The 11,995-nt window shown below is 69.0% G+C and carries 9 protein-coding genes; 2 read left to right on the top strand and 7 right to left on the bottom strand.

Translation table 11 applies throughout. The features are described 5' to 3' along the window. Positions 1-270: 270 nt before the first annotated feature. From AB0N02_RS28760 to AB0N02_RS28740, 5 genes are all read right to left on the bottom strand, one after another. On the bottom strand, positions 271-1,677 hold the full coding sequence (locus AB0N02_RS28760; protein WP_363952765.1) for an FAD-dependent oxidoreductase: 1,407 nt from the start codon (positions 1,675-1,677) through the stop codon (positions 271-273). Further along, entirely contained in the window at positions 1,674-3,155 is a 1,482-nt protein-coding gene (locus tag AB0N02_RS28755; RefSeq protein ID WP_363952763.1) for an NAD(P)/FAD-dependent oxidoreductase, read from the bottom strand. The genes AB0N02_RS28760 and AB0N02_RS28755 overlap by 4 nt, the downstream gene beginning before the upstream one ends. Next, positions 3,152-4,612 carry an FGGY family carbohydrate kinase gene (locus AB0N02_RS28750; protein WP_363952761.1) on the bottom strand — a complete coding sequence of 487 codons (1,461 nt, stop codon included), beginning with the start codon at positions 4,610-4,612 and terminating at the stop codon, positions 3,152-3,154. Before AB0N02_RS28750 ends, AB0N02_RS28755 begins: the two co-directional genes overlap by 4 nt. Next, positions 4,609-6,171 carry an amino acid permease gene (locus AB0N02_RS28745; protein ID WP_363952759.1) on the bottom strand — a complete coding sequence of 521 codons (1,563 nt, stop codon included), beginning with the start codon at positions 6,169-6,171 and terminating at the stop codon, positions 4,609-4,611. The genes AB0N02_RS28750 and AB0N02_RS28745 overlap by 4 nt, the downstream gene beginning before the upstream one ends. Positions 6,172-6,395: 224 nt before the next feature. Then, positions 6,396-7,163 carry a DeoR/GlpR family DNA-binding transcription regulator gene (locus AB0N02_RS28740; protein WP_363952757.1) on the bottom strand — a complete coding sequence of 256 codons (768 nt, stop codon included), beginning with the start codon at positions 7,161-7,163 and terminating at the stop codon, positions 6,396-6,398. A gap of 542 nt (positions 7,164-7,705) precedes the next feature. On the opposite strand from AB0N02_RS28740, the gene AB0N02_RS28735 reads away from it, so the two are divergent. After that, on the top strand, positions 7,706-7,849 hold the full coding sequence (locus AB0N02_RS28735; protein ID WP_363952755.1) for a hypothetical protein: 144 nt from the start codon (positions 7,706-7,708) through the stop codon (positions 7,847-7,849). 317 nt (positions 7,850-8,166) lie between these two features. Next, positions 8,167-9,960, top strand: coding sequence for a DUF2075 domain-containing protein (locus tag AB0N02_RS28730; RefSeq protein WP_363952753.1), 1,794 nt, complete (start codon positions 8,167-8,169; stop codon positions 9,958-9,960). A 50-nt stretch (positions 9,961-10,010) separates the two neighbouring features. On the opposite strand, the gene AB0N02_RS28725 is transcribed toward AB0N02_RS28730, so the two are convergent. Both AB0N02_RS28725 and AB0N02_RS28720 read right to left on the bottom strand, forming a co-directional pair. Beyond that, positions 10,011-10,928 carry a D-isomer specific 2-hydroxyacid dehydrogenase family protein gene (locus tag AB0N02_RS28725; protein WP_363952751.1) on the bottom strand — a complete coding sequence of 306 codons (918 nt, stop codon included), beginning with the start codon at positions 10,926-10,928 and terminating at the stop codon, positions 10,011-10,013. Positions 10,929-11,037: 109 nt separating this feature from the next. Continuing rightward, positions 11,038-11,805 (bottom strand): hypothetical protein, encoded by a 768-nt coding sequence (locus tag AB0N02_RS28720; RefSeq protein ID WP_363952749.1) that lies wholly within the window; start codon positions 11,803-11,805, stop codon positions 11,038-11,040. Between the last annotated feature and the right edge of the window lie 190 nt (positions 11,806-11,995).

Here is an 11,995-nt window from a genome sequence, read left to right as displayed (position 1 = left end):
GGGACCGCACACCCCCGCGTTCCTGCCCGGTTCCTGCCCGGCGGCGAGACGGTGGCGAGACGGTGGCGGTGGTCGCCGAGAGCCTCCTGGCCGCCTACCCGGCCGCCGCCCGGGTGATCGAGGAGGAGAGCGCCCGGCCGTACGTGCCCCGGCAGGCGGCGACCACTAGCCTTCGCCGCGTTCGTGATCGTCCGGGGCCGTCAGCGGCCGTCAGCGGCCGTCAGCGGCCGTCAGCGGCCGTCAGCGGCCGTCAGGGGCCGTCCGGGGCCGTCAGGGTTCCGCGGTGATGTGCACGGGGCCGCCCCCGGGGTCGACCGAGGACAGGACGTCCGTCGGGACGCGGAACACCCGGCCGGGGGCCACGGGCCACCACACCCGCCTGCGCGCCACGACCTTTCCTCCCTGTCTGAGAACGACGTGCGGGAACGGGATGTACCGGTCGCTCCACAGCAGCAGGCGGCGACGGGCGGGTACGGGGTCACCGGGGCGAAGGATCTCCGGCGAGACCCACCGGAAGGGCGGATCGGCGATCAGGCGCACCTGCCCGGCGGACGCCTCCCCGCCGGCCGGTGTCCCCCCGCCGGTCCGCGTTTCCTCGACGGTCCGCGTTTCACTGTCGGTGTCGGCCCGCGCCGTCCCGTGGTCCGGCCATGTCCCGGGCTTCGACCGTGCGGTGCCGTTCAGCCACGCCATGACCGAACGCGCCACGTGGGCGCCGTCGATCGCCGCGATGTCGGCCGTGTCGACCGGGTGGAGCATGTTGCCCACGGCGAACACGCCGGGCCGGTCCGTGCGCATCGCGCTGTCGACCAGCGGGCCCTGCGTACCGGGGTCCATGGCGATCCCGGCGGCGCGCACGAGCTCGTGGTCGGGGATCCAGTCACCGGTGAGGACGAGCGTGTCGCACTCGACGACCCTTCTCTCGCCGGTGTCGACGTTCTCGATCTCGACGGCCCTGAGCTCCGGCCTGCCGATGATCCGCGCCACGCGGGTGCGGGTGGCGACCTTCGTCCCGAACAGGATCCTGCCGGGGACGCTGAACAGGGCGTAGGAGTCGGCGCGGGGATACTCGGTGGTCATCAGGACGGTACGGCAGCCCGCCTCCCGCAACGTCAGCGCCGCCGACCAGCTGACCAGTTCGGCGCCCACGATGACCGCCCGCTCGCCCACCCTGCCGTGCTTGAGGTGGACGAGGTTCTGCAGGTGCCCGGTGGTGTAGACGCCGTGAGGCCGGTCACCGGGGATGAGCCGGGCCGGACGGGGGCGTTCACGGGCGCCGGTGGCCAGGACGACGGCCCCGGCCTCGACGCGGATGCGGCCCTGCGGGGTGGTCGCCTCGATCGTGCGCTCACCGGCCCAGCCGGTCACGGTGGCGTCCGTACGGATCGTCGCCCCGGCCGCCTCGGCCTGCCGGACGAGTCTGCGGGCGTAGGCGGGCCCGCTCATGAAGCGTCCCATGTCCCTGATCCCGTAGCCGGGATGGTCGCTGTGGCGGGGGATGCCGCCGGCCGTACTCTCCCGGTCGAGGACGAGGACGTCACCGTCGAGCCTCGGTGCGAGTTCGCGGGCGGCGCTCAGCCCGGACGGACCGGCGCCGACGATGACGACGGCGGGCCTCAGGACGGTGACGGCGGTGCCGGTGCTGTCGGTGCTGTCGGTGGTGGTGTCGTTGCTCATCGGTTGGTCTCCAGCGCGGAGCGGCACCGCCCGGCGGCGTCCCCGTCCCCTGTCTCCGGCGGGTTCGCGGCCTCGCCCCTGGTCTCCAGCAGTTTCGTGACCTCCGCGCCGCAGAAGAAGCCCTGGCAGCGGCCGTTCATCGCCCGGGTACGGCGGCGCAGCCCCTCCAGGCCGGTCGGCGGGATCGGCGACCGGAAGGCGTCGCGGATCTCACCCGCGGTCACCCGCTCGCAGAAGCAGACCACCTTCCCGTAGGCGGGGTCGGCGGCGATCCGGGCGGCGTCCTGGTAGGGACGGAGGTAGGCCTCCCCGATGTTGGGCATGCGGGGCGGCTCCGGCAGGTCGTCGCGCGGCACGAGCGGCAGCCCGGCCTTCCCGGCGAGCTCGGCGACGTACTCGGCGATGGCGATGCCGGCGGTGAGGCCGGTGGAGCGGATCCCGCCGACGAGGACGTAGCGCCGCCGCTCGTCGGCCTCGATGAGGTAGTCCGGGTGGTCGCTCGCCGCGCGCAGGCCCGCGTAGGTCGCCGTGACCTCCTCCCGCAGCAGGTCGGGCATGAGTTTCTCCCCCTTGCCCAGCAGGAACTCCAGCCCCTGCTCCGAGGTCCCGGTGTCGGTGCGGTCGGTGAGGTCCTCCGCGGTCGGGCCGAGCAGGACGTTGCCGTAGACGGTCGGGCTGACCAGGACGCCCTTGCCGCGCGAGGTGGGCACCGGCAGGACGATCCTGTTGACCAGCGGGCGGGCGAGCTTGTCGTACACGAGCAGCTCGCCGCGCCTCGGCGTGACGGTGAACCGGTCGTGGCCGAACAGCCGGTCGACGACGTCGGCGCCCAGCCCGGCCGCGTTGACGACCCAGCGGGCGCTGACGTCTCCGGCCGAGGTGCGCAGCACGGTCGTCTCGCCGCGTTCCTCGACCGACTGGACCCTCCGGCCCGTCAGCAGTGTCGCGCCGCGCAGTACGGCCTCCGTGGCCAGCGCGAGGTTGGTGGTCCAGGTGCAGATGATGGACTCGCCGGGAACGGTCAGACCGCCCAGCGCCCCCGGCCCGAGGTGGGGCACCTGCCGGTACACCTCGTCGGGGCCGACGATCTCCGTCTCGCCGTACCCGTTCCGCTCCGCCTTCTCCTTCAGGCCCGGCAGGGCGGCGAGCTCCTCGTCGTCCCAGGCGACCAGCAGGGCGCCGGTGCGCTCGACCGGGATGCCCGTCCGCTCGGCGTAGGCGGACAGCAGGTGGTATCCCTCCCGCACCAGGCGGGACTCCAGGGTGCCGGGCTTGGCGTCGAAACCGGTGTGCAGGATGGCGGTGTTCGCCTTGCTGGTGCCGTCTCCGACGTCGTCGCGCGCCTCCAGCAGCGCGACGCTCAGCTCGTGGCCCGCCAGCTTCCTGGCGATGGCCGAGCCGACGATGCCGGCGCCGATCACCACCACGTCGAACGTGGTCCCCTCCGTGGTGTTCACCGTTTCCCCCGTGGTGCTCACCGCTCTTCCTCCCGTGTCGTGGTGGTCCGTACCGTGCCCTGTGCCGTGACGGCGGAGACGGCCTCTCTCCAGCGGGCGCGGAAATCGGCCGCCCGGCCGGCGGGCCACCGGGGTTCGTAGGTCGTGCTGGGCTCCCACGCGTCGACCGCGTCCTCAAGCGCGAGCGACGGGTCGAGCGAGGCGCGGGCCAGCGCCACCGCGCCCAGCGGCGTGGCGTGCTCGGACGGGTAGACGTCGATCCTGACCTGCGTCAGGTCGGCGACCGCCTGCATGAGGACGCGGCTACGGGTGAGCCCGCCGTCCACGCGGAGCGTGCTCAGCGGCTGCCCGAGATCGGCCGCGACGAGGTCACCCAGCTCGGCGACCTGCGCCGCGATGCCCTGCAGTACGGCGAGCACCAGGTGCCCCCGCCCGGTCGAGAGCGTCATCCCGGTGAACGCGGCCTTGGCGTCCGGCCGCCACCACGGGGCGGCCAGCCCCGCCAGCGCCGGGACGCACAGCACGCCCTCGCTGTCGTCCGCCGCGACGGCGTCGAGGTCGGCGGCGGTGCGGACGAGGCCCAGGTCCTGCATCCACCGTACGGCCGAGGCCGCCGTGTAGACCTGGCCGTCGAAGCAGTAGGAGGTCTCCCCCCTGACCCGCCAGGCGACGGAGGCCGCCAGACCGGAGGTCGAGCGCGCGGCGGAGGTGCCGGTGTTGGCCAGCAGGAACGCGCCGGTGCCGAACGTGCACTTCGCCTCGCCCGCCTTCAGGCAGTTCTCGGCGAGCAGCGCCGCCTGCTGGTCGACCACCAGCCCGGCGACGGGAACGTCCCCGCCGAAGGCGGAGGTACCGCCGACCACCTCGTCGCACGCGACGATGCGCGGCAGGCGCTCCCCGCCGAGCCCGAACAGCTCCAGCAACCCGGCGTCCCACTCGGCGTCGTCGAGCCGCGTGACCAGCGACCGGCTGGCCGTCGAGACGTCGGTGACGAACTCGCCGGTCAGCCGGTGGACGAGCCAGGAGTCGGAGGTGGTGACCACCCCTTCCCGGGTCATGTTCCGGCGCAGCCACGCCATCTTGGGCGCGGAGAAGTACGGGTCCAGGATCAGGCCGGTGGTCTCGGCGATCCGCTCCCTCTCCCCGTCGAGCTCCGCGCAGATGCCCTCGGAGCGGCGGTCCTGCCACACGATGGCGGGGGAGAGTGGCTCACCCGTGCCGGGGTCCCACGCCAGCACGGTCTCGCCCTGGTTGGCCAGCGTGACGGCGTCGATCGGCACCCCGGCCCGCGCGAGGGCCTGCCGCCCCGCCTCCAGGACCGAGTCGAGCAGTTCCCCCGGGTCCTGTTCGACCCCGCCCCCGGGCAGGTAGGCGGGGCGGACCGGCAACTCGGCGAGGCCGAGCACCTTTCCGGCACCGTCGACGACGACCGCCTTGGTGCCGGAGGTGCCCTGGTCGATCGCCAGTACGGTCGTCATCGTCCCTGTGCCCGGCTCGGGTTCCCGGCGGCGTGCTTGGCGCCGTGCCTGGCGGTCTCGGCGTCGGCGTCCAGCTCCGCGTCGATGGAGTGCATGTCCGGCATCGCCAGGCCCTTGGCGCCGCCCCGCGTGACCAGGAGGTAGGCCAGGTAGAGGGCTCCCAGCACCAGCATGATCAGCACGTAGGTCCACGGGTCGGCGAACGAGGCGTCGCGGAACAGCGACAACTCGAACACCAGCCAGATCACCGCGATCACGATCACCGGGATCTCCCAGCGGCCCAGGGCGAACCCCTTGCTCGGCGGCAGCGACTTCCGCTTGGCCACGTACAGGGCGACGGTCGCGGTGTAGATGATCGCCGGCAGCAGGGTCGCGGCGGCGAACAGCCCGAAGAGGGCGTCGGTCCGGGTGGAGAAGATCGCCAGGATCAGCTCGCCGACGACGCACATGAACACGGTGGCGTTCAGCGGCGTGCCGAACCTCGGGGAGACCTTCCGCAGCGCCTGCCAGCCGGGGAAGCGCTCGTCACGGGACATCGCCCACACCAGGCGCACCCCGCTCATGAGGATCACCATGCCGCAGGCGAAGATCGCGATGACCACCAGGACGAGCAGGGCCGTACCCACGACGGGGCCGAGAACCCGGCTGATGACGTCCGCGATCGGCGTCGCCGACTTCGCCAGCTCGACCGGGTCGCCCGCCAGCAGGGTGACGGCGATGAGGAACAGGAACCCGAGCACACCGGAGGCGAGGACCGCCTGCCACATCGCGCGGGGCACGACGCGGGCCGGGTCCTTCGTCTCCTCGGCGAGGTTGGCCGCCGACTCGAAGCCGACGATCGTGAACGCGCCCAGCAGGAAGCCCAGCATCCAGGGACCGGCCGAGGTGAGCGTGCCGAAGCTGAAGTAGCCCTCGGACGGGACCGCGCCGGTGCTGAACAGGTTCGCGAAGTTGACCTCCTTGGCCACGAAGCCCACGCCCAGCAGCAGGAGGACGAGGGCGATCATGCCGATGAGCTCCGCGGAGACGGCGAAGTTGTTGACCCGCTCAGTCCACTTCGTCGACAGGCCCACGAAGAGGGCCTGGGCGAGGATGACCACCCCGGTGATCGCCCACGCGTTCATCGCCGTGCCCTCGTACTTCAGCAGTACGGGCAGCACGGTCGAGGCGATGGTGTAGTCGACCGCGACCACCACGATCCCCAGGAACGTGAACGAGATCCAGCCGATGATCCAGCCGAGGAGCGGGTTGGCCAGGCGGGAGGTCCACTGGTAGGAGTAGCCGGTCACCGGGATGCGCGCGGCCAGCGAGCCGAAGATGAACGAGACGGCGAGCTGCCCCACGATCACGATCGGCCAGGTCCAGATGCCGGCGGGTCCCGAGCTGTTCAGCACCGAGCCGTACGTGGTGAAGATGCCGGTGGCGATCGAGACGAAGGCGAACGCCACCGCGAACGACGCGAAGCGGCCGGTACCGCGCTTCATCGCCTGCTTGTAGCCGAACTCCTCGACGCTCGCGCTGGTCTGGTTGTCCTGTTCGGGTGGTGAATACTGGGGCATGGATCCAACTCCTATGTTTCCTGTCAGATGGCGCATCGGTGGGGGGTCCGAGCCGGGTGGCGTTGCCGCGCCGCCCGGCTCCTCGAATCCTCGGAAACCTTCAGGAATCCTCGGAGGCCTCTTCGGTCGAATTCCGGCAGATTCGGACAGATTCCGGTTCGGACAGATTCCGGTTCGGACAGATTCCGGTTCGGATAGATTCCGGCAGATTCGGGCAGAGGCTCTCAGGGCAGAACGATCACCCCGCCCCCGCGCGTGACGGCGTCCCGAATGCTCGGGGGCGGTTCGGCCTCCGTGATGAGGCCCGTGAACTCGTCCATACCCGCGACGCGGTGGCGGGCGATCCTGCCGAATTTGCTCGAGTCGGCCAGCACGTAGGAGCGGGCCGCGTTCCTGTGGATCGTCCTGCGCACGGCGATCTCGTCCAGGTAGTAGTCGGTCAGGCCCGTCACGGCGTCGACGCCGCCGGACCCGAGGAAGGCGATGTCCGGGTTCAGATCCGCGAAGAACGCCTGGGCGACCGAGTTCGAGAGCGCGAGATCCCCTCCCCGCAGCCTGCCGCCGCAGACGAGGACCTCGACGTCGGGCCGCTCGGAGAGCTCCGCCGCGACCAGGAGGGAACACGTGGCCACGGTCCCGGAGAAGTCCAGCGGCAGGGCACGGGCCACGTCGACGGCGGTGGTCCCCACGTCGATCACGATCGTCTGTCCCGGGTGCGTGAGCGTCGCGGCCGCGCGCCCGATGCGCTTCTTGGCCTCGGCGGCGGTCCCGGCGCGCTCCGGGAACGGAGCCTCCTCCCCGGCCGCCTGCCCCAGCGCGATCGTCGCGCCCCCGTGCACACGGGCCAGCTTGCCCCGGCGCTCCAGCAGTACGAGGTCACGGCGGATCGTCTCCGCGGACACCCCGAGATCGCGTGCGAGCTCGTCCGTGCTGACCACACGGGAGGCTCGCAGCGCCTCTCCGATCCGCGTGTGCCGCTCAGCGGGCAGCATGTGTGCCCGTTTCTGTGGACTTCTGTGCTCCCATGAGGGGAAGTATGGTTCGGTGTGGTTTACGCGTCAATACGCATCCTTGACGCAACCGGACTTTTTACCCAAATCTTCACCAACTCCCGGTGTCCCGCGCCCCCAGAGACACGCGCGCCCCCCACCAACCACCCCGGCGAACCCCCATCACTGCCCTTCCCCCTGTCACCTTGCCACGCCGGCGCCCTGCTGACCGCCCCCGAAAGTCCGCCGACGCGACGAGTCATACCTGACGTGTGCTCTGATGACCGGTACGAGAAGCCCATTGGTACGGCGAGCCATCCCCAACGTGGTGCCCTGACGGCTCCGGCACCGCAAGGCCGCCGATACGGCGAGACATCCCCACCATATGTGCGGTTGTTCGAAGCGCCGGTACGGCGAGCGGCGGAGCGAAGCGGGTCGGCGCCGATGAACGGTGCCCGACTCGGCGAGCGTTCGTGGTCACGACATTCAGGTGTTGGCGAGGACGTCAGCCGAGCTGGAAGGCCCTGACGAACGTGTCAACGTGTGTGCAGGCGCTCGTCCTCTCGCCGGTGAGCGCGAAGAACCAGAACAGCCCGGCCTTGAGCGGATTCCTGCTGTCCTGCGCTGTGGGACTCGTCGCGTTTTCCGCAGGGCTTGACGTCGAGGAGTTCGGTCCGCGGGATTTCTGACGGAGTTCGGCGTGCCGGCCGAGGCTCTGGCGGCTTCGGGGAGAGCGACTCCCTCTCATGGGGATGAGGAGAGCTGTTTCATGCAATGGCACATATGGGCTTTTTGTCCGAATGGCGGAGAAATATCGTGACACGTTACGGTGCATGTGTGTCTTCCGCTACTTGTGGAGCTGACACGCCTTCCGGAAGACAACCAGATGTCAAAGGAGCGGGCTTTCGTGACATCACGCTGTCTGTACCGGGCATCCGCCCGAGAACTGGCAGAACTCATTGAAAGCGGCACCCTAGTCAGGTTCCTCCGGCGGAGTTTCCATGAAATGTTCGGCGAGATGCCGCACCTCAGGGAGGTCGAGTCCTGGGGCAACAGCGTCCCCAGCGTCGTCAAGCTCCTCCTTGAGAGCGGGCTTGACGACGTCCAGGTGCTCCTGGAGATGAAGACGCCTATCACCGACGTACGGATCGACATGGTCCTTGTCGGATCGCATCCCAGCAGCGGAACCATGTCGGTCGTAGTGATCGAGAACAAGCAATGGTCGTGGGCGAGGCCGGTCCCGGACTCCGAACTGGTCTACGCGCCGGTGACGTCTCCCGGCCGCCCGACTCTTCATCCGCTGACCCAGGCCTGGGGGTACCGTCAGGTCCTCCTCGACTTCATCCCCTTGCTGCGGACAGCAAAAGTCTTCTGTTTCGTCAACATGCACAACGCCCCCGACGCGGGATTGGAACCGATCCAGCCCACCGTCCAAAAGTTGAGCGAAGCCAAGAACATGCATCCTTGGGCGCGGATGTACGGAAGCGACCGAAGGAGCGAGTTCAAACGACTACTGAAAAAAGTCATCTCTTCGAGGGAGGCGGCCCAGCATGTTCAGGAATTGCTGGAGGCGCCCGTCCGGCCTGCTGAGGACCTCATGTCGCTGGTCGCCGAAAGCGTCCGCCACAGGCCGATGTTCCCGCTGCTGGACGAGCAGCGGGAAGCATACGAATACGTCAGGGCCCGAGTGACCGCGAGTCGGCGGGGTGATCACAAGGAGATCGTCCTGATCGTGGGCGGTCCCGGCACGGGAAAGAGCGTGATCGCGGTCGAACTGCTCGGCCTCCTGAGTCGCAGCGGTGTTCACGCTGTTCACGCGACAGGCAGTCGATCCTTCACCACGACACTCCGAGAGGTGGTCGGCGGGCATGAGGCACGCACGCGCCGGACCTTCAGCTACTTCAACAGCTTCACCCATGCCGATGAGAACGATCTGGAAGTCCTGATCGCGGATGAGGCACACCGCCTCCGGGAAGGACGCCGGACGCGTCGTGGTCAAACTGACGCGGAGCTGGCACAAGGACAACTCCGTGAACTGATCAATGCCGCAGGCGTGCCGGTTTTTCTGCTCGACGAGCACCAGGTGGTCCGCCAGGGAGAGGTGGGGTCCGTCGCTCTCATCAGGGAAACCGCCGCCCAGATGGGACTGGGAGTCCACCAGATCGATCTCCGCCACCAGTTCCGGTGTGGAGGTTGTCCCGAATACGTCCGGTGGGTCGAGCAACTCCTGGGACTGGACCCGGAGTTCCCCGGCCCTCAGCCGTGGCAGCCGATCGACACCTTCGAACTGTACGTCGCGCGCGACCCCGCCACCATGGAGAACTTCCTGCGTGCCAAGGAGGGGCAGGGCGGCACCGCCCGGATCGCGGCGGGATTCTGCTGGGACTGGAGCGACCCCAGACGCGGCACCCTTGTCGACGACATCGTGATCGGCGACTGGCGACGGCCGTGGAACCTGAAAGCCAGGGAAGCTGTCAACGGCGTTCCACCTTCGGACCTGTGGGCGACGGACAGCGCCGGGTTCGGCCAGATCGGCTGCATCTACACGGCCCAGGGCTTCGAGTACGACTACGCGGGCGCTATCTTCGGGCCGGACCTCACATGGACAGGACAGGCATGGAAGTCCGATCCCGCAGCGAACAAAGACTCCGCCGCCAAAGGCTCGGAGAACTTCGACCGCCTTGTCCGCAACACCTATCGCGTGTTGGCCACCCGCGGTATGCGCGGCGCAGTCCTGTACTCGACCGACCCGGCCACCATTGACATGCTTGTCGACCTGGGGGTTCCCGTTCTGGAGTAGCCGGTTGTCTGTGTCCGAGGACCGTTCATCCCCAACGGAACCGGTTCGGGTCAGTAACCCGCCACGGGATCGATGATCCCCTCCAGCGGATGCCCCGTCCGCAGGTTGCGCACGTTCCGCTCCACCCGCTCGCAGAGCATCCGCGTGACGTATTCAGCCGAGTCCGCGCAGTGCGAGGTGACGAGAACCCTTGGGTCACTCCACAGCGGATGCCCCTCGGGCAGCGGCTCTGGATCCGTCACGTCCAGCCCCGCTGCGGAAATCTTCCCGTCGCGCAGAGCCTCGACGAGCGCGCCGGTGTCAACGTGCGCCCCGCGCGCGACGTTGACGAGGACGGCGTGCGCCGGCAGCAGTGCCAGTTCGGTGGCGCCGACGACATGCCGTGTCTCCGGTGTCAGCGCGAGAGCCACCACCAGCACGTCGGTTTCGGGAAGTACGGCGTGCAGCGCCGTGGGAGGCAGAGTCTCCTCCGCCCCCTCCAGCTTTTCGGCCTGACGTCGGATCACCGTGACCCGGCACTCGAACGGCCGCAGCAGCCGGACCAACTCGGTAGCGATGCCGCCCCCGCCGAGGACCGTCACCCGCAGCCCGTGCAGCGACCGGGGATCCACCGAGCACCACCTGGGTGTCCGTGCCTGCAGGGAGACACTGCGCAGGCAGGCCAATGTCAACATGAGCGCGTGCTCGCTCACCTGCCCCGCGAACGACCCCTTGGCGCAGGTGAAGGTCACCGGCCGCCGGAACACCCCCGACGTTGCGAACCTCTCCACCCCTGCCCACGGAAACTGCACCCACCCGATTCCCGGATGCTCGTCCAGCAGCGCCGCCAATCGCTCCGGCTCCCCGGGAACCAGCCACACCAGCCCGTTCGCCTCACCCGGTGGGACCTCGGCCCCACCACCTCGTATGACGGCCTCAACGACCCTGGACCGCAGCGATCCGAGGTCGGGCGAGGTTGGCACGCCCATCGTCCGCTACTTCTTTCGGGAAAGGGGCAATCGCGACACGCGCATCCATGTCCGCCATTCTGCCCTGCTCCGCAGGAGGTACTGGTCCGGCGGTCTCCATAACGGTGCCTCACCGGATCAGCAGGTGCGTTGGTTCGGCGAGAACGGAGGCCGCCGCGGAGAAATCAGCCAGACGGGTGGCCAGTGTCTCGACGGCAAGGTCACGTGGAAGTGTGGCGTTGAACTTCAGCCCGTTCACTGCCTTGTCGTCCACCTCCGGATACCGGAGTTCGAGGGCGCGTAAGGCGTCGTGCCATATGGATCTCGTGAGGTCGTTGCGCAGCCTGATGCGCAGGTCGTCTACCCGTTGGGTGGGATCGGCCAAAGATCTCAGCGTGGCCGTCAACGTCGCGTTGCCCCGGTAGCCGGCCCAGGTCCACCAGTACAGGTCACCATCGTCGCGCACGATCACGGTCCCGTCGGGACGAGCCGTGTCAGCGATCTCTGCGCGTGTCTTGGCGAGCGTTTCGGCAGCACGGCGCGTGAGCCGTACGGGGGGATCCATCCCCAGGGCGACGTCCCGCATGGCACGTGCCAGTGCGAAGGACGTTCCGCCGAACGCCGACGACGTCCAACGGGCCTCTCCTCCCGTTCCCTCCACGGGTTCGACGAAGCACCGTCGTCGTTTCCAGTCGATCCAGTCGACCTTCCAGGTCCTTCCCGCGAGGAGCAACAACCGCGGTCCCCTGACGGAGGAGGTCAACAGCCCGGGGGCGGTACGGCCCGTGTGGTCCACACCCGCGAGGACGACGTCGGCGCGGCTGAGTCTGGGAAACCGAACCTCGATGAGTACTTCGGCCTTGCCGAGTCCTGCCTCGACGAGGTCCTTCGCGAGCACGGGAGGCTGTGTTTCCAAGACGCTGGTTCCGAGCGGGCCCCTCCTCCCAGCTGATCCTTCAGTCGGCTCGTGATCAACTCTATCGGGGAGGCGAACAGGCTTTCTGCGGATGTACGGTATCCCACCTTCACGAATGCGTCCCCCGGTAGCAGGAAAGCTCAAGGGAAAGCGATTGTGTCTGCTCTCGTCA

The organism is Streptosporangium sp. NPDC051022 (genome assembly GCF_040683035.1).
Classification (GTDB): domain Bacteria; phylum Actinomycetota; class Actinomycetes; order Streptosporangiales; family Streptosporangiaceae; genus Streptosporangium.
Note: the sequence above shows the minus strand (reverse complement) of the source record. Positions and strands in the feature narration are given on the sequence as shown.

What these genes read in the sequence shown, in the direction of transcription:
- AB0N02_RS28760 (WP_363952765.1), bottom strand. Translation starts at nt 1,677, where the DNA reads ATGAGCAACGACACCACCACCGACAGCACCGACAGCACCGGCACCGCC.
- AB0N02_RS28750 (WP_363952761.1), bottom strand. Translation starts at nt 4,612, where the DNA reads ATGACGACCGTACTGGCGATCGACCAGGGCACCTCCGGCACCAAGGCG.
- AB0N02_RS28745 (WP_363952759.1), bottom strand. Translation starts at nt 6,171, where the DNA reads ATGCCCCAGTATTCACCACCCGAACAGGACAACCAGACCAGCGCGAGC.
- AB0N02_RS28740 (WP_363952757.1), bottom strand. Translation starts at nt 7,163, where the DNA reads ATGCTGCCCGCTGAGCGGCACACGCGGATCGGAGAGGCGCTGCGAGCC.
- AB0N02_RS28730 (WP_363952753.1), top strand. Translation starts at nt 8,167, where the DNA reads ATGTTCGGCGAGATGCCGCACCTCAGGGAGGTCGAGTCCTGGGGCAAC.
- AB0N02_RS28725 (WP_363952751.1), bottom strand. Translation starts at nt 10,928, where the DNA reads ATGGGCGTGCCAACCTCGCCCGACCTCGGATCGCTGCGGTCCAGGGTC.